General features: G+C 68.6%; 21 protein-coding genes. 18 read left to right on the top strand and 3 right to left on the bottom strand.

The window, feature by feature from the left end; all coding sequences use genetic code 11:
- Window positions 1-129 precede the first annotated feature (129 nt).
- On the bottom strand, window positions 130-633 hold the full coding sequence (locus ACWDPV_RS10820; protein WP_449742952.1) for a B-4DMT family transporter: 504 nt from the start codon (window positions 631-633) through the stop codon (window positions 130-132).
- 126 nt (window positions 634-759) lie between these two features.
- On the opposite strand from ACWDPV_RS10820, the gene ACWDPV_RS10815 reads away from it, so the two are divergent.
- The 12 genes from ACWDPV_RS10815 to ACWDPV_RS10760 all read left to right on the top strand — a co-directional run bounded on the left by ACWDPV_RS10815 (window position 760) and on the right by ACWDPV_RS10760 (window position 12,255).
- Window positions 760-1,866: a M24 family metallopeptidase gene (locus ACWDPV_RS10815; protein ID WP_449742951.1), complete on the top strand. Its 1,107-nt coding sequence runs from the start codon at window positions 760-762 to the stop codon at window positions 1,864-1,866.
- Between the two features lie 37 nt (window positions 1,867-1,903).
- Window positions 1,904-2,467, top strand: a complete 564-nt coding sequence (efp, locus tag ACWDPV_RS10810) for an elongation factor P (protein WP_348803683.1) — start codon at window positions 1,904-1,906, stop codon at window positions 2,465-2,467.
- Window positions 2,468-2,482: 15 nt separating this feature from the next.
- Window positions 2,483-2,956 (top strand): transcription antitermination factor NusB, encoded by a 474-nt coding sequence (gene nusB / locus ACWDPV_RS10805; RefSeq protein WP_449742950.1) that lies wholly within the window; start codon window positions 2,483-2,485, stop codon window positions 2,954-2,956.
- Between the two features lie 99 nt (window positions 2,957-3,055).
- Window positions 3,056-3,643, top strand: a complete 588-nt coding sequence (gene pyrR, locus ACWDPV_RS10800) for a bifunctional pyr operon transcriptional regulator/uracil phosphoribosyltransferase PyrR (RefSeq protein WP_449742949.1) — start codon at window positions 3,056-3,058, stop codon at window positions 3,641-3,643.
- Window positions 3,643-4,623, top strand: coding sequence for an aspartate carbamoyltransferase catalytic subunit (locus tag ACWDPV_RS10795; RefSeq protein WP_449742948.1), 981 nt, complete (start codon window positions 3,643-3,645; stop codon window positions 4,621-4,623). Before pyrR ends, ACWDPV_RS10795 begins: the two co-directional genes overlap by 1 nt.
- A complete protein-coding gene (locus tag ACWDPV_RS10790; protein WP_449742947.1) occupies window positions 4,620-5,945 on the top strand; it encodes a dihydroorotase in 1,326 nt (441 codons plus the stop codon). Before ACWDPV_RS10795 ends, ACWDPV_RS10790 begins: the two co-directional genes overlap by 4 nt.
- Window positions 5,942-6,580, top strand: a complete 639-nt coding sequence (locus tag ACWDPV_RS10785) for a PH-like domain-containing protein (protein ID WP_449742946.1) — start codon at window positions 5,942-5,944, stop codon at window positions 6,578-6,580. Before ACWDPV_RS10790 ends, ACWDPV_RS10785 begins: the two co-directional genes overlap by 4 nt.
- Window positions 6,577-7,752 carry a glutamine-hydrolyzing carbamoyl-phosphate synthase small subunit gene (carA, locus tag ACWDPV_RS10780; RefSeq protein ID WP_449742945.1) on the top strand — a complete coding sequence of 392 codons (1,176 nt, stop codon included), beginning with the start codon at window positions 6,577-6,579 and terminating at the stop codon, window positions 7,750-7,752. Before ACWDPV_RS10785 ends, carA begins: the two co-directional genes overlap by 4 nt.
- A complete protein-coding gene (carB, locus tag ACWDPV_RS10775) occupies window positions 7,752-11,087 on the top strand; it encodes a carbamoyl-phosphate synthase large subunit (RefSeq protein ID WP_449742944.1) in 3,336 nt (1,111 codons plus the stop codon). Before carA ends, carB begins: the two co-directional genes overlap by 1 nt.
- Window positions 11,084-11,905: an orotidine-5'-phosphate decarboxylase gene (pyrF, locus tag ACWDPV_RS10770; protein ID WP_449742943.1), complete on the top strand. Its 822-nt coding sequence runs from the start codon at window positions 11,084-11,086 to the stop codon at window positions 11,903-11,905. Before carB ends, pyrF begins: the two co-directional genes overlap by 4 nt.
- 19 nt (window positions 11,906-11,924) lie before the next feature.
- Window positions 11,925-12,056, top strand: a complete 132-nt coding sequence (locus tag ACWDPV_RS10765; RefSeq protein ID WP_449742942.1) for a hypothetical protein — start codon at window positions 11,925-11,927, stop codon at window positions 12,054-12,056.
- Between the two features lie 37 nt (window positions 12,057-12,093).
- Window positions 12,094-12,255, top strand: coding sequence for a hypothetical protein (locus ACWDPV_RS10760; RefSeq protein ID WP_449742941.1), 162 nt, complete (start codon window positions 12,094-12,096; stop codon window positions 12,253-12,255).
- A 116-nt stretch (window positions 12,256-12,371) separates the two neighbouring features.
- On the opposite strand, the gene ACWDPV_RS10755 is transcribed toward ACWDPV_RS10760, so the two are convergent.
- Both ACWDPV_RS10755 and ACWDPV_RS10750 read right to left on the bottom strand, forming a co-directional pair.
- Window positions 12,372-12,815, bottom strand: a complete 444-nt coding sequence (locus ACWDPV_RS10755; protein ID WP_449743003.1) for an SRPBCC family protein — start codon at window positions 12,813-12,815, stop codon at window positions 12,372-12,374.
- 41 nt (window positions 12,816-12,856) lie between these two features.
- Window positions 12,857-14,728, bottom strand: coding sequence for an alpha-amylase family protein (locus ACWDPV_RS10750; RefSeq protein ID WP_449742940.1), 1,872 nt, complete (start codon window positions 14,726-14,728; stop codon window positions 12,857-12,859).
- Window positions 14,729-15,279: 551 nt separating this feature from the next.
- Here ACWDPV_RS10750 and mihF point away from each other — a divergent pair.
- The 6 genes from mihF to ACWDPV_RS10720 all read left to right on the top strand — a co-directional run bounded on the left by mihF (window position 15,280) and on the right by ACWDPV_RS10720 (window position 21,322).
- A complete protein-coding gene (gene mihF / locus ACWDPV_RS10745; protein ID WP_020791706.1) occupies window positions 15,280-15,594 on the top strand; it encodes an integration host factor, actinobacterial type in 315 nt (104 codons plus the stop codon).
- A gap of 23 nt (window positions 15,595-15,617) precedes the next feature.
- Entirely contained in the window at window positions 15,618-16,256 is a 639-nt protein-coding gene (gene gmk / locus ACWDPV_RS10740; protein ID WP_449742939.1) for a guanylate kinase, read from the top strand.
- A gap of 129 nt (window positions 16,257-16,385) precedes the next feature.
- Window positions 16,386-16,685 (top strand): DNA-directed RNA polymerase subunit omega, encoded by a 300-nt coding sequence (gene rpoZ, locus ACWDPV_RS10735; RefSeq protein ID WP_348803699.1) that lies wholly within the window; start codon window positions 16,386-16,388, stop codon window positions 16,683-16,685.
- 15 nt (window positions 16,686-16,700) lie between these two features.
- Window positions 16,701-17,990, top strand: a complete 1,290-nt coding sequence (coaBC, locus tag ACWDPV_RS10730) for a bifunctional phosphopantothenoylcysteine decarboxylase/phosphopantothenate--cysteine ligase CoaBC (protein WP_449742938.1) — start codon at window positions 16,701-16,703, stop codon at window positions 17,988-17,990.
- A gap of 104 nt (window positions 17,991-18,094) precedes the next feature.
- Complete coding sequence (gene metK / locus ACWDPV_RS10725; RefSeq protein WP_449742937.1) at window positions 18,095-19,306, top strand: methionine adenosyltransferase; 1,212 nt, start codon at window positions 18,095-18,097, stop codon at window positions 19,304-19,306.
- Window positions 19,307-19,384: 78 nt separating this feature from the next.
- Window positions 19,385-21,322, top strand: coding sequence for a primosomal protein N' (locus tag ACWDPV_RS10720; RefSeq protein ID WP_449743002.1), 1,938 nt, complete (start codon window positions 19,385-19,387; stop codon window positions 21,320-21,322).
- The last annotated feature ends 9 nt before the right edge of the window (window positions 21,323-21,331 follow it).

Below are 21,331 nucleotides of genomic sequence, written 5' to 3'. Positions count from 1 at the left end.
TGAGCAGTGCCTGGTGTCACCGACGCCGAGGAGCTCGAGGACGCCTGCGACTCGCCCGACATCGGGGTCACCGCTGATCCCGACGCTCGAGGCACCGCGGGCACGCTGCCTCGAGTGCCCGGACTCGCCTCAGACCCGCTCGATCTGCTCGGTCTTCTCCGCCTCGGGATGCACCGACCAGTCGCTGGTGTCGGGTGCGTTCTTGCGCTGATCCCGCCGGATCAGGAAGCGACCGACCGCCGCACCCACGAAGGCGGGCACGAAGATCAGCAGCGCAGTGAACGAACCGCCGGCGAACAACTCGACGGCGAAATTGGCCTGGCCGATCCCGGCGAACACGAAGGTGCCCAGCACCCACGAGATGATCGCCGACGCGGCGCCGGCAAGGACGCCGGCCTTGAGCCAGCGCACGGTGAGGTCGTCGTAGTCGTCCGGGTCGGGATTGGCGCGTGCGTCGGAGATTCCGTCGATTCCGCCCCACAGCACCGCCACGAGGACGACAGCTGCCACCGCGATGGTCTTCCACACCGTGGAATGCAGCGGGGAGTGGATGATCGCGATGCCGAGGAGTACGCGGACACCGACGTGGACGGCGGTCATCACCACACCGCGCAGCAACCAAGGGAGAGCCATGGCGAGAAGAGTACAAGAGAGGGAGCTCGCAGAGTGCCGTTGGCCACAGTTGGGTGTTGCCGGTGAGCGTCGCCGGCCGGGGCGGTGGCCGCGTCGAAAGTGACGACGACGTCGTAGCGTGGAGGAATGCCCACCACCCCCGACCACGCCGCCCGCCGCGAACGCCTGCGAGGTCTGCTGACCGCCGACGAGGCGCCCGTCGACGTGCTGATCGTGTCCGACCTGATCAACCTGCGGTATCTGACCGGGTTCACCGGGTCCAACGGCGCGCTGCTCATCTCGGCGTCGGGTCCCGAGACCGACCGCATCTGCACCGATGGCCGATATCTCACCCAGGTCGCCGCGCAGGCCGGTGACCTCACCGCCGTCATCGCACGCGACTGCCCGCAGGAACTGCTCGGGGTCGCCGCCGCGGCGGGTGCCACGATGATCGGGTTCGAGGCCGACGCCCTGACCGTCGCCGCGCATCGGCGACTGGCCGACACGGCACCCGGCGGTGTCGACCTCGTCGGCCGATCTGGCCTGGTCGAGGGCCTCCGCGAGGTGAAGGACGCCGGTGAGATCGCGTTGCTGCGCCAGGCCTGCGCGATCGGCGACGACGCGCTGGCCGCGATCATCACCGACGGCGTGATCCGGGCCGGGGCCACCGAACGCGAGGTCGCGCGGGCCCTCGAGTGGGCGATGTACCGGCTCGGTGCCGACGGCATCGCATTCGAGACGATTGTCGCCGCCGGCGCACATTCGGCGATCCCACATCATCGGCCGACGGACGCGGTCCTCGCCGACGGCGACCTGGTCAAGATCGACTTCGGGGCGCTCTACGGCGGCTATCACTCGGATATGACCCGCACCTTCGTGCTACGCCGAGCGGCAGCATGGCAGAAGGACATTTACGACCTCGTCGCCGCCGCGCAGGCCGCCGGCCGGGCAGCACTGGCACCGGGTGCGGATCTGCGCGAGATCGACGCCGCCGCCCGCGCGATCATCGCCGACGCAGGCCACGGCGACGACTACGTGCACGGCCTCGGCCACGGCGTCGGCCTGCAGATTCACGAAGCACCGGGAATCGGCAAACTGGCGACGGGTACACTGCCATGCGGCGCAGCGGTGACCGTGGAACCCGGGGTGTACCTCCCGGGGCGAGGCGGAGTCAGGATCGAGGACACCCTCGTCGTCACCGACGGCGATCCGGAGCTGCTGACCGCCACCGACAAGGCATTCACCGTCATCTGACGGCAATCGGACAAATCCAGGAAAGAAGACGACACCTATGGCGACCACCGCCGATTTCAAGAACGGCCTCGTGCTGCGCATGGACGACCAGCTGTGGCAGATCCTCGAATTCCAGCACGTCAAGCCCGGCAAGGGCCCGGCCTTCGTGCGGACCAAGATCAAGAATGTGCTCTCGGGCAAGACCGTCGACAAGACCTTCAACGCCGGTGTGAAGGTCGAAACCGCGACCGTCGACCGCCGTGACATGACCTTCCTCTACAACGACGGCACCGACTACGTGTTCATGGACACCCAGGACTACGAGCAGTACGCGCTCCCGCCGGCCGTCGTCGGTGACGGCGCCCGCTTCCTGCTGGAGAACATGACCGTGCAGGTCTCCCTCAACGACGGCAATCCGCTGTTCATCGAGCTTCCGGTCACCGTCGAGATGGAGGTGACCCACACCGATCCCGGTCTGCAGGGTGACCGTTCCACCGGCGGCACCAAGCCCGCCACCATGGAGAGCGGCGCCGAGATCCAGGTTCCGCTGTTCATCAACACCGGCGACAAGCTGAAGGTCGACTCCCGCGACGGCAGCTACCTCGGCCGCGTCAACAGCTGAGCGAGACCTCCCCAAGTGAAGCAGCCCGGAACCCGACACAAGGCGCGCAGACGCGCCGTTGACCTGTTGTTCGAAGCGGAGGCCAAGGGGGTCGCCCCCGACAGCCTCATCGCCGAACGCCGCATTCTGGTCAACTCCGACGAGAGCGTCGGACAGATTCATTCCTACACCCAGCGGGTGATCGACGGCCTTGTCGCCGACAGCACCCAGATCGACGCGGTGATCTCCTCTCATCTGAAGGGGTGGACCCTCGAGCGGCTGCCGGCGGTCGATCGCGCCATCCTGCGTCAGGCGACGTGGGAACTGTTCAATGCCACCGACGTCGACCCGGTCGTGGTGGTGGATGAGGCCGTCGAACTGGCCAAGGAACTGTCGACCGACGATTCCCCGGCCTTCGTCAACGGAGTGCTCGGGACGATCGCCGAACTCGCTCCGCAGGTGCGGGCGGCCGCCGCCGCGCAGCCGCGGACGGACCCGCCGCAGATCTGACTGCGCCGACGTCAGCGCACCCGACGGCGGCGTGTAAGGTACCTGACGAGAAAGACATCCTTTAACGATCCGTCCCGTGAGGCGGAGAAGGAGGTCGGCGTGGTCACGCCTACCGACGGTGCCCCACCCAATCGGCGCGTTCTGCTCGACGCCGGCGATGTGTCGAGAACCATCGCCCGGGTGGCCCATCAGGTGATCGAGAAGAATACTCTCGACGCCCCCGACGCGCCGCATGTCATCATCATCGGAATTCCCACCCGCGGAACGACTCTCGCCGACCGGTTGGCGGCCAAGATCGCCGAGTTCGCCGGTCGGGAGATCCCCGTCGGATACCTCGACATCACCCTGTACCGCGACGACCTACGCGACAAACCACACCGCCCCCTCGAACGCACCATGGTGCCCACCGGTGGCGTCGACAATGCGATCGTCATCCTCGTCGACGACGTGCTCTACTCCGGCCGGACGGTGCGGGCCGCCCTCGACGCACTGCGTGACCTGGGGCGCCCGGCCGCTGTCCAGCTGGCCGTGCTCATCGACCGCGGTCACCGCGAACTGCCGTTGCGCGCCGACTACGTCGGCAAGAACATCCCGACCTCCCGCGACGAGAACGTGGCGGTCCACCTCACCGAGCACGACGGCGTCGACGAGGTCGTGCTCAGCTCCGCCGGGGCGGTGCAGGCCTGATGCGGCACCTGCTCTCCACCCAGGACCTCACCCGCGACGACGCCACCGAACTGCTCGACGACGCCGAACGCTTCGAGCAGGCACTCACCGGCCGGGAGGTGCGCAAACTCCCGACGTTGCGAGGCCGCACCGTGATGACGGTGTTCTACGAGAACTCCACCCGCACCCGCGTGTCCTTCGAGACGGCGGGCAAGTGGATGAGCGCCGACGTGATCAACGTCTCGGCGTCGAGTTCCTCGGTCGGCAAGGGAGAATCCCTGCGAGACACCGCGATGACGCTGCGCGCGATCGGCGCCGACGCCCTGATCGTGCGGCATCCGGCCTCCGGCGCGGCCCATCAGATCGCGCAGTGGACCGGCGGCGCCGGTATCGGGCCCAACGGCCGGGAAACCGGTGGGCCCGCCGTCATCAACGCCGGTGACGGCACCCACGAACATCCCACCCAGGCGCTGCTCGACGCGCTGACCCTGCGCCAGCGACTCGGCTCCCTCGACGGCCGCCGCATCGGCATCGTCGGCGACGTGCTGCACTCGCGGGTGGCGCGATCCAACGCCCACCTGCTGGCGACCCTCGGGGCCGAGGTGGTGCTGATCGCCCCACCGACCCTGCTGCCGGTCGGGGTCGACCAGTGGCCGGTCACCGTGACCGGCGACCTCGACGCCGAACTGCCCACCCTCGACGCGGTGATGATGCTGCGCGTGCAGGCCGAACGCATGAACGGTGGCTTCTTCCCGAGTTCCCGCGAGTACTCGGTGCGCTACGGACTCAACGCACGACGGCTCGCCCTGCTCGACGACGACGCGGTGGTGCTGCACCCCGGACCAATGCTGCGCGGCATGGAGATCGGCTTCTCCGTCGCCGATGCACCGCAGGCCACCGTCCTCGAACAGGTCCGCAACGGCGTGCACGTGCGGATGGCGGTGCTGTTCCGCCTGCTCGTCGGCACCGACACGACCGACCAGACAGGAGTCACACTGTGAGCGCCCCGATCCCCGGACCCGATGCCACCGGAACCGTTGTCCTGCAACGGGTGCGCCCCTACGGCGAGGGCGATCCGGTGGATGTGGCGGTGATCGACGGCTCCATCACCGAGATCGGATCCTCGCTCACCGTCCCCGAGGGTGCCGAGATCATCGACGGCGCGGGAGCGGTGCTGCTGCCCGGTCTCGTCGACCTGCACACCCACCTGCGCGAACCCGGGCGCGAGGACACCGAGACCATTCGAACCGGCTCCCGCGCGGCCGCGCTCGGCGGCTACACCGCGGTGTTCGCCATGGCCAACACCGACCCGGTTGCCGACAACTCGACCATCACCGACAACGTCTGGCGGGTCGGGCGCGACGTCGGACTCGTCGACGTGCACCCGGTCGGGGCGGTCACCGTCGGCCTGAAGGGCGAACAACTCGCCGAGATGGGCATGATGGCCTCCGGCGCCGCCGGTGTACGGCTGTTCAGCGACGACGGCAAGTGCGTCTTCGATCCGCTGATCATGCGTCGGGCCCTGGAGTACGCCACCGGCCTCGGGGTGCTGATCGCCCAGCACGCCGAGGAGCCTCGGCTCACCAAAGGTGCTGTCGCACACGAGGGTCCGAACGCCGCCCGACTCGGACTGGCCGGTTGGCCGCGCGCCGCCGAGGAATCCATCGTCGTCCGTGACGCGTTGCTGGCCCGCGACGCCGGCGCGCGCGTGCACATCTGCCACGCGTCCACCGAGGGCACCGTCGAACTGCTGCGCTGGGCCAAGGACCAGGGCATCGCGATCACCGCCGAGGTGACCCCGCATCACCTGTTCCTCAACGACGAACGGCTGACCACCTACGACGGGGTGAACCGGGTCAATCCGCCGCTGCGCGAAACCCGGGACAATCTCGCGCTTCGTCAGGCCCTCGCCGACGGCATCATCGACTGCGTCGGTACCGACCACGCACCGCATGCGGCGCAGGAGAAGTGCTGCGAATTCGCCCTCGCCAAACCGGGAATGCTGGGCCTCGAGACCGCACTGCCGATCATCGTCGAGACGATGGTCGTTCCCGGTCTGCTCGACTGGCGTGGCGTGGCGCGCGTGATGAGTGAGCGCCCCGCGGAGATCGTCGGTCTCACCGATCAGGGGCGTCCCATCGCGGTGGGGGAGCCGGCGAATCTCACCATCGTCGATCCGGACCGGTCGTGGGTGGTGCACGGTACCGACTTGGCAAGCCTGTCGGACAACACTCCGTATGAATCCATGACGATGCCGGCGACCGTGGTCGCGACGCTTCTGCGCGGCGTCGTCACCGCCCGTGACGGACGGGCGAGCGCATGAACGAGCTGTGGACCGACCTGATCATCGTCATCGTGGTGCTGGTGGTGTGGTTGGCGCTGGTCGCCCTGGTGGTGCGCGGGTGGCGCAACCGCGGACGCCGACAGGCCGAGATCATCGGCGAGATCCCGACGGCGCCGGCCGAACTCGGAGACACGCTGCGTGGTCCCGACACCGGGCTCTACCTCGGCGCCACCCTCGCGCCGAGCTGGCAGAATCGGATTGCGGTGGGGGACTTCGGCGATCGGGCGTCCGCGCGATTGTCCGCACATCCTGACGGGATTCTGATCGAACGGACCGGTGCGAGCGAGATCTGGATTCCCCGAGCATCGATCACCGCGGTGCGGACCGAACGTGGTCACGCCGGCAAGGTGATGAGCGCCGACGGAGTGCTGGTGATCCGCTGGAGGTTGCCGGGTGGCACCGAGATCGACTCCGGATTCCGCGCCGACGACAAGAGCATCTATCCCGGCTGGATCGACGACACCCACCCTGCCGACTCCGCGGCCACCGACGCCGAATCCACCGATGCCGAATCCACCGATGCCGCGGCCATTACGTCCAAGCCCACCACCCCCGAGGAGACGGCGACCGCAGCCCCGGCGCGCTCCGAGACCGAACAGAGGAAAGATCAATGACCGCAGCGGTTCTGGTGCTCGAGAACGGTCAGGTGTTCTCCGGCCGGGCCTACGGCGCCGTCGGCGAAACCCTCGGCGAGGCCGTGTTCTGCACGGCGATGACCGGCTACCAGGAAACCCTCACCGACCCCAGCTATCACCGGCAGATCGTGGTGGCCACCGCCCCGCAGATCGGCAACACCGGCTGGAACACCGAGGACGGCGAATCCACCGGCAGCGCCGGCAGCGGCAGCCTCGACGGTGATTCCGGGAAGATCTGGGTGGCCGGCTACGCGGTCCGCAATCCCACACGCCGCGTGTCGAATTGGCGTGCGACCACCTCGCTCGAGGACGAGTTGGTGCGCCAGGGCATCGTCGGCATCTCCGGCATCGACACCCGCACCGTGGTGCGCACGCTGCGCGATCACGGATCGATGCGGGCCGGGGTATTCTCCGGTGCCGCACTCGACGGGGCGGGAGCCGAAGAACTCTTCGGACGTGTCCGCAGTCAACCGTCGATGAAGGGCGCCGACCTCGCCGGCGAGGTGTCCACCGACACCGGCTACCTCGTGGAGCCGGCCGGTGAGACGCGCTACACCGTCGCCGCCATCGATCTGGGCATCAAGACCAACACGCCGCGGATGTTCGCGCAGCGTGGGGTCGCGGTGCGTGTTCTGCCGTCGAGTGCCTCCTTCGCCGACATCGCCGAGTTGAGGCCCGACGGTGTGTTCCTGTCCAACGGTCCCGGCGACCCGGCCACCGCCGACGCCGCCGTGGCGTTGACCCGAGAGGTCCTCGGTGCGGATCTGCCGCTCTTCGGAATTTGCTTCGGCAACCAGATCCTCGGCCGCGCACTGGGCCGGCGCACCTACAAGATGACCTTTGGTCACCGCGGCATCAACATCCCGGTCATCGACCACGCCACCGGCGCGGTCTCCATCACCTCGCAGAACCATGGCTTCGCCCTCGAAGGCGAAGCGGGTGAGGAGTTCGACACCGACTTCGGACGTGCCCGGGTCAGCCACGTCTGCGCCAACGACGGCACCGTTGAGGGCGTCGAATTGCTCTCCGGCAGAGCGTTTTCCGTCCAATACCATCCGGAGGCCGCGGCCGGTCCGCACGACGCCGCCTACCTCTTCGACAAATTCGTCACCCTGCTCGAGAGTGACCGCGCCAACGGAACGAGGGCCTGATGCCGCGCCGCACCGATCTCAAGCACGTCCTGGTGATCGGCTCCGGACCGATCGTCATCGGCCAGGCCTGCGAATTCGACTACTCCGGAACCCAGGCCTGCCGCGTCCTGAAGTCCGAGGGTCTGCGGGTGAGCCTGGTGAACTCGAATCCGGCCACCATCATGACCGACCCGGAGTTCGCCGACGCCACCTACATCGAGCCGATCACCGCCGAGTACGTCGAGAAGGTCATCGAGGCCGAACGTGACGCCGGCCACCCGATCGACGCCGTGCTGGCCACACTCGGCGGCCAGACCGCCCTCAACACCGCTGTGGCACTGCATGATAGGGGTTCGCTGGAGAAGTACGGCATCGAGCTGATCGGTGCCGACTTCGACGCCATCCAGCGCGGTGAGGACCGGCAGATGTTCAAGGACATCGTCGCCAAGGTCGGTGGCGAGAGCGCCCGCTCGGCGGTCTGCCACACGATGGAAGAGGTCCGGGAGACCGTCGCCGAACTCGGCTATCCGGTGGTGGTGCGGCCGTCGTTCACCATGGGTGGACTCGGCTCGGGCATGGCCTATGACGAGGCCGACCTCGACCGCATCGCCGGCGGGGGTCTCGCCGCGTCGCCGACCGCGAACGTCCTCATCGAGGAATCCATCCTCGGCTGGAAGGAATACGAGCTCGAGCTGATGCGCGACAACCGCGACAACGTGGTCGTCATCTGCTCCATCGAGAACGTCGACCCGGTCGGCGTGCACACCGGCGACTCGGTCACCGTGGCCCCCGCGATGACCCTGACCGACCGCGAATACCAGAAGATGCGCGACCTCTCGATCGCCATCCTTCGTGAGGTGGGCGTCGACACCGGCGGCTGCAACATCCAGTTCGCCCAGGACCCCGCCGACGGTCGCCTCGTCGTCATCGAGATGAACCCGCGCGTCTCCCGGTCGTCCGCATTGGCCTCCAAGGCAACGGGATTCCCGATCGCCAAGATCGCCGCGAAGCTCGCCATCGGCTACAGCCTGGATGAGATCACCAACGACATCACCAAGGAAACCCCGGCCTGCTTCGAGCCGACGCTGGACTACGTGGTGGTCAAGGCGCCGCGGTTCGCGTTCGAGAAGTTCCCGGGTGCCGACGACACGCTGACCACCACGATGAAGTCGGTGGGTGAGGCGATGAGCCTCGGCCGCAGCTTCGCCGAGGCACTCGGCAAGGTGATGCGATCCCTGGAGACCAAGGCCGCCGGATTCTGGACCGAACCGGGCCGGGTCGACCCCGCGACCATCGACCTGCCCGCACTGCTCGAGGAGCTCTCGGTCCCCAAGGACGGCCGACTCTACGGCATCATGTTGGCCTTCGAGGCCGGTGCCAGCGTCGAGGATCTCTACGAGTCAACCAAGATCGACCCGTGGTTCCTCGCCGAGATCGGTGGCATCGCCGCGCTCGGTGCCGATATCCGCGACGCCGACGAATTGTCCGAAGAGCTTCTCCGGGAAGCCAAGTCGACCGGCTTCTCCGACCGCCAGATCGCGGCGCTGCGTGGCGACCTCGCCGACGAGAACGCGGTTCGCGCACTTCGTCACGAGCTGGGCGTGCGGCCGGTCTACAAGACCGTCGACACCTGTGCCGCCGAGTTCGAGGCCCGCACGCCGTATCACTACTCCACCTATGAGCTCGATCCGGCGGCCACCAGCGAGGTGGCACCGCAGACCGAGCGGCCCAAGGTACTCATCCTCGGGTCCGGACCCAACCGGATCGGGCAGGGCATCGAGTTCGACTACTCGTGTGTGCACGCCGCGCTCACCCTGAGCGAGGCCGGTTACGAGACGGTGATGGTCAACTGCAACCCGGAGACCGTCTCCACCGACTACGACACCGCCGACCGTCTCTACTTCGAGCCGCTGACCTTCGAGGATGTCCTCGAGGTCTTCCACGCCGAATCGGAGTCGGGCACCGTGGCCGGGGTCATCGTGCAACTCGGTGGGCAGACCCCGCTCGGACTGGCCCATCGCCTCGAGGCGGCCGGGGTGCCGATCGTCGGCACCTCCCCGGCGGCCATCGATCTGGCCGAGGACCGCGGCGAGTTCGGCAAGGTGCTCACCGCCGCGGGCCTGCCCGCCCCGGCGTTCGGCACCGCGACCTCCTTCGACGAGGCCCGCGACACCGCCGCACGGATCGGCTACCCGGTTCTGGTACGTCCGTCCTACGTGCTGGGTGGCCGTGGCATGGAGATCGTCTACGACGAGAAGTCCTTGGCGGACTACATCTCCCGTGCCACCGAACTCACCCCCGATCATCCGGTGCTGGTCGACCGTTTCCTCGAGGACGCCGTCGAGATCGACGTCGACGCGCTGTGTGACGGTCAGGAGGTCTACATCGGCGGGATCATGGAGCACATCGAGGAGGCCGGCATCCACTCCGGCGACTCGGCGTGTGCGCTGCCGCCGGTGACCCTGGGCCGTGCGGATCTGGCGATGGTGCGCGAATCCACCGAGGCCCTGGCCAAGGGCATCGGGGTGCGCGGGCTGCTCAACGTGCAGTACGCCCTCAAGGACGATGTTCTCTACGTGCTGGAAGCCAATCCGCGGGCGAGCCGCACCGTGCCGTTCGTCTCCAAGGCGACCGCGATCCCGCTGGCCAAGGCCTGCGCGCGAGTGATGCTGGGTACCTCGATGGCCGAACTGCGCGAGCAGGCGATCCTGGCAGCCGACGGCGACGGCGGCGACGCCCCGTCGCATGCGCCGATCGCGGTGAAGGAAGCGGTGTTGCCGTTCAACCGGTTCCGCCGCCACGACGGCACCGGCGTCGACTCCCTGCTCAGTCCGGAGATGAAGTCCACCGGCGAGGTGATGGGTATCGACGCGGACTTCGGCCGGGCATTCGCCAAGTCGCAGACCGCGGCCTACGGATCGCTGCCCACCAACGGTGCGGTGTTCGTGTCGGTGGCCAACAAGGACAAACGTGCACTGCTGTTCCCGGTCAAGCACCTCGCCGACCTCGGATTCACCATCCTGGCCACCGAGGGCACCGCAGACGTGTTGCGTCGCAACGGGATCGATGCCACCACGGTGCGCAAGCACTTCGAGGCCGGACCGGGTGAGCCGACGATCCTCGACGCGATCCGGGCCGGCGAGGTGGCGATGGTGATCAATACCCCGTACGGACAGTCCGGACCCCGTGTCGACGGCTACGAGATACGTAGTGCCGCCGTCGCCGCCGGCATTCCGTGCATCACCACCGTGCAGGGGGCGAGTGCGGCGGTGCAGGGGATCGAGGCCGCGCGGAACAAGAGCATGGGCGTCGAGGCGCTGCAACGTCGGCATGCGGCATTGGTGAACGAGCGGTGACCGGCTTCGGGTCGCGCTACCGCGAGGCCGTCTCCGGGCGGGGGCGGCTGTGTGCCGGTATCGACCCACACGCCGAACTGCTGACGCAGTGGGGGTTGAGCGTCGACGCCGACGGTCTGGCCCGCTTCGTCGACATCTGCGTCGAGGCGCTGGGACCCGTTGCGGCCGTGGTGAAACCGCAGGTGGCGTTCTTCGAGGTGTTCGGGGCGGCCGGCTTCGCGGTCCTCGAACGCGTCATCACCGGTTGCCGCGAGGCCGGTGCGCTCGTCCTCGCCGACGCCAAACGCGGCGACATCGGTTCGACGATGGCCGCCTATGCCACGGCCTGGCTCGACGACGCCTCCCCGCTGTGCTCGGATGCGGTGACGGCGTCCCCGTATCTCGGGTTCGGATCCCTGTCGCCGGCCATCGACCTCGCGCGTGCGGGCGGTCGGGGAGTGTTCGTGCTCGCCCGGACGTCGAACCCGGAAGGTGCCCCGGTACAGCTCGCCGACGCCGACGGCCGTCCGGTGGGCCAACGCATCGTCGATGCCGCCGCCGCCGAGAATGTCGACGGCACCGGCACTCTGGGACTCGTCGTCGGCGCGACCCGCGCGCATGGACTGGACCTCGCCGGCCTGAACGGACCGATCTTGTCGCCCGGGCTGGGCGCTCAGGGGGCGACGCCGAGCGACCTGCCGGAGGTCTTCGCCGGGGCCGACCCGTCCTGGGTGCTACCCGCCTCGAGCCGCGGGGTGCTGCGGTCCGGGCCGGATGTGGCCGCCCTGAGCGGAGAGTTCACGCGCACCCGGGACGAGGTGGAGCGGGCACTCTCGTGATCGGGAGGCGACGTGCGGGGTGGGTCTGGATCCCGCCGCGACGCTACTGTTCGCGGGATGCGGCGGCGGAGACGACCCGCGCGCGGTCGACGTGGTGTCGTCGGCCGGGTCGACGGTGATGACGATTTCGGGGATGACGACCTCGGGCTGACTACCTCGGGCTGACTACCTCGGGCTCTCCGGGATCGGTGACCGCGTACTTCCGCGATATCTCGGTCGTCGGAGAAGCCGTCGTCTACGTCGAGGTCACCGCGGACCCGTCGATGTCGGTGCCGTGGGGAGCCGAGTATGCCCAGATCTCCTCCGCGAAATTCGCGACTCGGGTGCGGTGCACGTGTACACGGGTGTGAACATGCGTCCCGGCGTCACGAAGCTGAGGTATTTCGGTGACGGCCGCGAGGTCAGCGCCGACGCGGCTCGACAGCGGTGCCGATGACGATGCCCGCGTGATAGGTCGATGCCCCGGTTATCGACGATCGGAACCCTGTTCGGCGATGGCGGCCAATCGTCGGATGGACTCAGCCAACCTATCCGGTGTCGTGGCCCGCGCCCGCACCAGGCGCTTCTCGTCATCCAGTCGGGTCCAGTCATAGGTGTGGGTGACCCGCGTCGTCCCGTCGGCCAGGGGATCGAGCTCCCACCGCCACAGGTGTCCGGGACAGGCCTGTCCGGGTTCGTTGGGCATCCACGCGATGCGACGGCCCTCCACGAATTCGGTGACCCGGTTCTCCCGGATCGCGCCCGTGGTGAGCTCCATGGTGAAGACATCCCCGACGGCGCGGACACGTTGACCCGTCGGTGCCTGCGCGAGGTTGTCGTTGCCATCCCATTCGGGTTGCCGGGCCGGGTCGGCGATGAGCTCGAAGATCGCCGCGGCGTCGGCATCGACGCCGCGGGAAGCGCTCACCACCCGCTGCTCGGATTCGCTCTGCTCGTATGCCGTCACGGGCCTCACGCTACGCCGGGTTCTGGTGCGGTCTCGATGACCCACCACGCCGCATACGGCGTCAACCAGAGCAGCCCATCGGCGTCGGCGGTGACCGCCCGGTCGGAGATCACATCCCACGGCCGGGCGAATCCGTGGCCGGTGATCACCTCGACCGGGAACGACACCGTGCAAGCGCTCACGTTGTAGACGCAGATCATCGGCCCCAGCGGCGCGCGCCGCAGTGTCACCAGCACCGGTCCGTCGGCCCACGCGATCTCGCTGGGGACTCGCGCGTGCAGGTGCGGCAGCGAGGAACGGATCCGTCCCAGATGGCGGAGGCCGGCGAACAAGCGCCCCGGGACCGTCGTCGTATCGTCGCGCAGGGCCGGCCGCGCCGGATCGAGGCGCGGACGATGTGCCCAGCGGTTGTCGTCGGCGTGGCCGGGTTCAGCGGCCCAGTGCGCGTCGTTCGGCGTGCCCAGTTCGTCGCCGCTCCAGATCACCGGGATTCCGCCCCACCCGTAGATGATGGCGTGTATCAAGAACATTCGGCCCAGAGCGGCGTTGACGGAGGCGTCATCGATGGCGGTCTGCAGGCCGGTCAGAGCGGCCGCGGTACCGCTGATCCGGCGGTCGCCGGTGCGCGGGTTGGCCTGGAACACCAGTCCCGCCGCGGGGGATTCCGGAAATTCCCCGCTGTACCAGTCGGAGAGGAATCGCCGGTGTGCCGCGCCGTCGAGTCCGACCGCCGCGGCATCGGCATCGTCGATCGCCCAGCCGATGTCGTCGTGACAGCGGACGTAGCAGATCCAGGTGCCGGTCGCCGGCGTCGGCGGCAGACTGCCGAGCGCGTGCGCGGCCAACCGGGTGTCGGCGCAGGCGATCATCGACCAGATCTGCACCATCAGCGAGTTGTGGTAGGCGAGATCGCTGATCCGTCCGTAGTGTCGCCCCACGCCCAGGTAGGCGACGAGCTGCGCGGGCCCGACGATCGCCTCGGCCTTGAACGCGACAGCGGGAGCCACCATATGGGTCAGTGCGCGCAGGATCTGGGTGATGGCGTGGACCTCGGGCTGATTCTGGCAGTCGGTGCCCATCCGCTTCCAGAGGAAGGCGATCGCGTCCAGGCGCACCACCTCCACGCCGAGGTTGGCGAGGAAGAAAATGATCTCGGCGAACTCGACGAGCACGTCGGGGTTGGCCCAGTTGAGATCCCACTGCCAGGAGTGGAATGTCGTCCACACCCACCGGTTCATCTCGGTGTCGAAGGTGAAGTTCCCCGGGGCGAAATCGGGGAAGACCTCCGGCAACGTCGCGGAGTAGCGGTCGGGTTCGTCGCGGTCGGGAAAGGTGAGGAAGTAGTCACGATAGTGCGGGTCGCCGGCGACGGCCGCACGTGCCCACTCGTGTTCGCGGGCCACGTGATTGAGCACGAGGTCGACGACGAGGCTGATCCCCGACGCCCGCAGGATGGCGGCGAGAGCGGCGAGATCGTCGGTGGTGCCGAGATCGGGACGCACGCGACGGTAGTCGGCGACTGCGTATCCGCCGTCGTTGTCACCGGGACGCGGCGCCAGCAGCGGCATCAGATGCAGATAGGTGACGCCGAGTTCGCGGAGGTGGCCGACGCGGTCGGCGACATCGGCCAGGGTGCCGGCGAACCGTTCGGTGTACGCGGCGTAGCCGACCATGTCGGGTTGCTGGAGCCAGTCGGGTCGCAGCAGTCGGCGTTCGTCGAGTTCGCGAAGGTCGGCGGATCGGGCCGCGAAGGCGCGTTCGGCCGTACCGAGAAGTCGGGGGATCAGGGTGGGCCGCGACGACGCGCCGTAGACCTGGGTGACGGCGTCGACGAGGTCGTCACGGTAGCGCTCGACCCGCAGGGCCCAGGTGCTCACCCCGGTGACCCGATCCCGGGCCGGGTGTGGGCGCGGGATCGACTGGTTTCTGGCCCGGTGCACCGTCGCATGTGCCGACAGTAACCGACGGCGCCGACACGCGATGCGAGGTCGCATCGCCGCACGACACGCTGGGCGGGCCGAAGAAAGTTCGACCCGTCCGTCGATGTCCCACACGTCACACGGGGCTCAGCCGCAATGGTCGCCGCGACAGAACCGGAGAAGCGACGGGCAGCCACGTGCGCCGAACGACAGGCCCGTCACCTGCGGTGATGTGCACGATGTACGTCGGCGATGGGGTAGCGTTGTCGACGATCGTGCCGCGGCCACGCGGCCGATTCGTGAGCCGCCTACAGCATCGCCCCCGCGACGCAAACCCGGGGTGGCCCTCGCAAATGCCTGCTCAGATGGGTACGGTCGCTTTCGCCGCGCCCTTACGGCGAGTGCTTGGTCATCGAGACCGATGAGCACCCGAGCCGAGCGGCCACACGCCACCGGGCACCACACGGTGCCGGTGCAGTCCAGATCGAGAACGAAAGACGGAGGAAACCGTGGCGCTTCCCCAGTTGACAGACGAGCAGCGCGCCGCTGCGTTGGAGAAGGCTGCTGCCGCACGCCGAGTACGCGCCGAGCTCAAAGAGCGCCTCAAGCGTGGCGGCACCGACCTCAAGCAGGTGCTCAAGGACGCCGAAGAAGACGAGATCCTGGGCAAGATGAAGGTCTCTGCCCTGCTCGAGGCCCTGCCCAAGGTGGGCAAGGTCAAGGCACAGGAGATCATGACCGAGCTGGAGATCGCCCCGACGCGCCGCCTGCGTGGCCTCGGTGATCGTCAGCGCAAGGCGCTGCTCGAGAAGTTCAGCTCCTGAGTCACGACGCCGAGAACGGCAGCGTGACGGGTTCGCTACCCACACGTACGAGGGGTCGGCTGGTTGTTCTGGTCGGCCCCTCTGCCGTGGGGAAATCGACGGTGGTCGCGCGGGTCCGCGACGCGGTCCCGAACCTCTGGTTCAGTGTGTCGGCCACCACCCGCGACCCGCGACCGGGCGAGGTCGACGGACGTGACTACCGATTCGTCAGCCGCGCCGAGTTCGACCGGATGATCGCCGATGACGAACTGCTCGAGTGGGCCGACATCCACGGCGGGTTGCAGCGTTCGGGGACGCCGCTGCGTCCCGTGGAACAGGCCCTGGCCTCCGGTGTGCCGGTCCTGCTGGAGGTCGACCTCGTCGGCGCCCGCAACGTCCGGCGACGACTGCCGGAGGCCACGCTGGTGTTTCTGGCACCGCCGAGCTGGGACGAGCTGGAGGCCCGATTGCGTCGGCGCGGGACCGAGAGTCCCGAGCAGATCGACCGCCGACTGGCGACCGCACGGACGGAGATGGCCGCGCAAGGCGAGTTCGACGAGGTGATCGTCAACTCCCGAGTCGACTCCGCGGCCGATGAATTGGTATCCTTGCTGGTCGGGCCTGATCAGCATCGACCGGAGACGCATCCCGGGTCGCACCGGAGTGCCGAACCGAGTCACTGATCGCCGACAACCCCCGAGCGGCACGTCCGTCCGGGACCCAGAGACCCAGCGCGGTCGGGCCGACCCGAAGCGGGACCGCCCGGCACCAGGCCGCCTGATCGACATCCGCACACCACGGCAGGAGTTCGCGTGAGCGCACAGACCAATTTCGACATGACCGAGATCGCCGACGCACCGGCCTACGACACTCCGCTGGGTATCACCAATCCACCCATCGACGATCTGCTCGAGCGGGCGTCGTCGAAGTACGCGCTGGTGATCTACGCGGCCAAGCGGGCGCGGCAGATCAACGACTACTACAACCAGCTCGGTGACGGCATCCTCGAGTACGTCGGCCCGCTGGTCGAGCCGGGTCTGCAGGAGAAGCCGCTGTCGATCGCGATGCGTGAGATCCACTCCGACCTGCTCGAGCACACCGAGGGCGAGTAGAGCTCGCCGCCGGTGATGACCGGAGTGACGGCAGACGCGGCCCCGACCAGTTCCACTGCGCGGGGCCGCAAACGCATCCTGATCGGCGTCGGAGGCGGGATCGCCGCCTACAAGGTGTGCTCGCTGATCCGCCACTTCACCGAGGCGGGGCACGATGTCCGGGTGATCCCGACGCGCGCCGCGCTGGAATTCGTCGGTGCCGCCACCTTCGAGGCGCTGTCCGGGAACCCGGTCAGCACCGAGGTGTTCGAGCGGGTCGACGAGGTCGAGCACGTCCGCCTCGGGCAGCACGCCGACCTGGTGATCATCGCCCCGGCCACCGCCGACCTGATGGCGCGTGCCGTGGCCGGACGCGCCGACGACCTGCTGACCGCATCCCTGCTGGTGGCCACGTGCCCGGTGCTCTACGTACCGGCGATGCACACCGAGATGTGGCGTCACGCGGCCACCCAGACCAATGTCGCGACCCTGCGGGACCGGGGCAACGTCGTGATGACCCCGGCGTCGGGCCGCCTCACCGGGACCGACTCCGGTCCCGGCCGGTTACCCGAACCGCAGGAGATCGCCCTCATCGGTGAACTGCTCCTCGATCGCGCCGAGGCGCTGCCCTACGATCTGACCGGCCTGCGGGTGCTCATCAGCGCCGGCGGTACCCGCGAGGCCCTCGACCCGGTGCGGTTTTTGGGCAATCACAGCTCCGGAAAGCAGGGTTTCGCGTTGGCGCGTGCCGCAGCCCAACGCGGCGCATCGGTCACCGTCGTCGCCGGTTCCACGAAGGGGGCGGGCGAGCCGCCCGCGGTGCGCATCGTGCCGATCTCCACCGCCCGCGAGCTTGCCGACGAAATGACGACGCACGCCGCGGACGCCGATGTGGTGATCATGGCCGCGGCGGTCGCCGACTTCCGCCCGGTCACGATGAACGAGTCGAAGATCAAGAAGGGTGACGAGGGTCCCGCGCCCATCGAACTGACCACCAATCCCGATATCCTGCGCGGACTGGTGCAGGCGCGTGATGCCGGCGACATCGCCGGCGACACGGTCATCGTCGGATTTGCCGCGGAGACCGGCGACGAGACCGGTGGCGTCCTCGACCACGGACGTGCGAAACTCAAGCGCAAGGGCTGCGACCTGCTCGTGGTGAACGCGGTCGGCGATGGCAGGGCCTTCGGCACCGAGGACAACACCGGGTGGCTGCTCGCGGCGACGGGGGAGGAAACGGCGTTGCCGCCGGGATCGAAAACACTCATGGCGAGCCGGATTCTTGACGCGGTCCGTTCGCTGGTGCCTGATGGATCGGGCGCCTGACACCCGAACCACCCGTGTCACACCGCTCTAGTAGTTTTGACACCACCACCGGAGAGGGCCCCCGACAGTCGGGGTGAACCGCCGACATGACCCGAGAGGATCCGATGACCAGCAGCGCGTCACGCCTTTTCACCAGCGAGTCCGTCACCGAGGGGCACCCGGACAAGATCTGTGACGCGATCAGCGACTCGATCCTCGACGCCATCCTCACCGACGACCCCAAGGCCCGCGTCGCGGTGGAGACGCTCGTCACCACCGGTCAGGTGCACGTCGCCGGTGAGGTCACCACCGACGCCTACGTCGACATCCCCGGCATCGTCCGCGCGAAGATCCTCGAGATCGGGTACGACTCGTCGACCAAGGGCTTCGACGGCGCCTCCTGCGGGGTGAACATCGCGATCGGCGCGCAGTCACCCGACATCGCCGGTGGGGTGTTCAATTCCCACGAGAACCGCAGCGGAATCTCCGAGGACGAGATCGACGCCCAGGGCGCCGGCGATCAGGGTCTGATGTTCGGGTACGCCACCAACGAGACCCCCGAGCTCATGCCGGTTCCGATCGCCCTCGCGCATCGGCTGTCGCGGCGCCTGACCGAGGTCCGCAAGTCCGGTGTGCTGCCCTACCTGCGACCCGACGGCAAGACCCAGGTCACCATCGAATACAACGGCGACAAGCCGGTCCGCCTGGACACCGTGGTCATCTCCACCCAGCACGCCGCCGATATCGATCTCGAGAAGATGCTCACCCCCGATCTGCGGGAACAGGTCCTCCAGAGCGTCCTCGCCGACCTCGAACTGCCCGACCTCGACACCTCCGAAGTGCGACTGCTGGTCAATCCGACCGGCAAGTTCGTCCTCGGTGGACCGATGGGTGACGCCGGACTGACCGGCCGCAAGATCATCGTCGACACCTACGGCGGCATGGCCCGCCACGGCGGTGGCGCCTTCTCCGGCAAGGATCCGTCGAAGGTGGACCGCAGCGCCGCCTACGCGATGCGCTGGGTCGCCAAGAACGCCGTCGCCGCCGGACTGGCCGACCGAATCGAGGTCCAGGTGGCCTACGCCATCGGCAAGGCCGCGCCGGTCGGGTTGTTCGTGGAGACCTTCGGCACCGAGAAGACCGACCCGGCCACGATCCAGCGGGCGATCTCCGAGGTCTTCGATCTGCGTCCCCTGGCCATCATCCGCGACCTCGATCTGCTGCGTCCGATCTACGGTCCCACCGCCGCATATGGACATTTCGGTCGCACCGATGTCGATCTGCCGTGGGAGCGCACCGATCGCGCCGAGAAGCTGCGCGCCGCCGCCGGTCTCTGACGCACATTCGTGGCCGGTACCACGCGTGCCGGGGCTCGTGAACGTGCCGCGACGGCACCGATCGCCAAGGTGCTGCCGATGCTCGGCCTGGCGCACCTCGATCGCCCGTTCGACTATCTGATCGACACCGACCAGGACGCCGACGCCGTCCCCGGCGTGCGGGTCCGGATACGTTTCGCCGGACGCCTCGTCGACGGATTCCTGCTCGAGCGGGTCGAGGTGTCCGAGCATGAGGGCAAGCTCGGATTCCTCGATCGGGTGGTGTCCGCGGAGCCGGTACTCACCGAGCCGATCGGCCACCTCGCGCGCGCGGTGGCCGATCGGTACGCCGGAACGATGTCGGACGTGCTGCGGCTGGCCGTGCCACCACGCCATGCGCGCACCGAGGCGCAGCCGAGCCCACCGCCGACCACCGCCATCGTCGTCCCCGACCGGAGTCACTGGACGACCTACCGCACCGGTGCGTCTTTTCTCGAATCGTTGGCCGCGGGTGCGCCGCGTGCGGTGTGGCAGGCGGCTCCGGCGGAACCGTGGCCACAACGACTCGCCGACCTGGCCGCGATCACCGCCGACGCCGGCCGCGGAGTGGTGATGGTGGTGCCCGATCAACGTGACCTCGATCGGGTCGCGGCGGCGTGCGAACCCCTGCTCGGCGACCGCTGTGTCACGTTGTCGGCCGGCCTGGGGCCGACCGCGCGATATCGCCGGTGGCTGGCGGCGCGGCGTGGTGTCGCCGACGTCGTGCTGGGCACTCGATCGGCGATCTTCGCCCCCGTCCACGACCTGGGTCTGATCGTGGTCTGGGATGACGGTGACGACAGCCTGAACGAACCCCGCGCCCCGTACCCGCATCCCCGTGAGGTCGCGGTGCTACGTGCCCATCAGGAGCAGGCCGGGCTGGTCATCGGTGGCTTCGCGCGGACCGCGGAGGCCCAGGCACTGGTCTCGTCCGGGTGGGCCCACGACCTCGTCGCCGACCGCGCCGTGGTGCGGGACCGCAGTCCGGCCGTGGAGGCCATCACCGACGAGGACGTCCGTATCGCCCGCGACCCGCTGGCCCGTACCGCCCGCATCCCGGCGGTCGCCTTCGAGGCCGCGCGCAGGGCCCTCGCCGAGGGTGCTCCGGTACTGTTCAGCGTTCCCCGACGCGGATACATCCCGTCGATGGCCTGCGCCAAGTGCCGCACCCATGCCCGGTGCCGGGCGTGTCACGGTCCGCTTCAGATGGACGCGCACGGCGCCCTGAGCTGCCGATGGTGTGGGCGTGCCGAGATGTCGTTTCGCTGTCCGGAATGTGGGGGCACCGCGGTGCGGGCCCTGACCCTCGGGGCGCGTCGCACCGCCGAGGAGTTGGGCCGCGCGTTCGCCGGGGTGCCCGTCGTGACCAGTGGCGGGAGCACCGTCATCGACGAGGTGCCCGCGGGCAAGCGGGTCGTCGTGGCCACGCCGGGTGCCGAGCCGATGGCGCCGGGTGGATACGGAGCCGCGGTGATCCTCGACACCTGGGCACAACTCGACCGCGCCGATCTGCGTGCCGGGGAGGACGCCGTGCGCAGGTGGCTGGCCATCGGTGCGCAGGTGCGGTCCCGACGCGACGGTGGGGCAGTGGTCATCGTGGCCGACTCGTCGCTGCCCGCGGTTCAGGCCGTCATTCGTTGGGACCCGGTCGGATTCGCGGTCACCGAACTCGATCACCGCACCGAACTGGGATTCCCGCCGGCCGTCACGATGGCCTCGGTGGACGGCCCCGCCGAGTCGGTGAACACCTTCATGGACCTGCTGGACCTTCCGTCCGGGGCCGACGTGCTCGGGCCGGTGCCGCTGCCCGACGGCGTCCGTCCACCTCCGGGTAGCGATGGGGAGGACCTCGGGGAGATCGAGCGACTCCTCGTTCGCACCGATCGGCGTCACGGCCGCGACCTCGCACGTGCGCTGGCGGCCGCACAGGTCCATCGCAACGCGGCGCGACAGACCGGACCGATCCGCGTTCAGGTCGACCCGCCTACCATCGGATGAGTTGTGATG

The organism is Gordonia sp. NPDC003504 (assembly GCF_053587995.1).
This window is presented reverse-complemented; position numbering and strand designations above follow the sequence as displayed.

Bases quoted from the DNA above. Each gene is read 5' to 3' on its own strand.
- coaBC (WP_449742938.1), top strand. From the start codon at position 16,701: ATGACCGGAGTGACGGCAGACGCGGCCCCGACCAGTTCCACTGCGCGG.
- efp (WP_348803683.1), top strand. From the start codon at position 1,904: ATGGCGACCACCGCCGATTTCAAGAACGGCCTCGTGCTGCGCATGGAC.
- metK (WP_449742937.1), top strand. From the start codon at position 18,095: ATGACCAGCAGCGCGTCACGCCTTTTCACCAGCGAGTCCGTCACCGAG.
- ACWDPV_RS10795 (WP_449742948.1), top strand. From the start codon at position 3,643: ATGCGGCACCTGCTCTCCACCCAGGACCTCACCCGCGACGACGCCACC.
- ACWDPV_RS10785 (WP_449742946.1), top strand. From the start codon at position 5,942: ATGAACGAGCTGTGGACCGACCTGATCATCGTCATCGTGGTGCTGGTG.
- carA (WP_449742945.1), top strand. From the start codon at position 6,577: ATGACCGCAGCGGTTCTGGTGCTCGAGAACGGTCAGGTGTTCTCCGGC.
- ACWDPV_RS10820 (WP_449742952.1), bottom strand. From the start codon at position 633: ATGGCTCTCCCTTGGTTGCTGCGCGGTGTGGTGATGACCGCCGTCCAC.
- ACWDPV_RS10720 (WP_449743002.1), top strand. From the start codon at position 19,385: ATGCTCGGCCTGGCGCACCTCGATCGCCCGTTCGACTATCTGATCGAC.
- carB (WP_449742944.1), top strand. From the start codon at position 7,752: ATGCCGCGCCGCACCGATCTCAAGCACGTCCTGGTGATCGGCTCCGGA.
- ACWDPV_RS10815 (WP_449742951.1), top strand. From the start codon at position 760: ATGCCCACCACCCCCGACCACGCCGCCCGCCGCGAACGCCTGCGAGGT.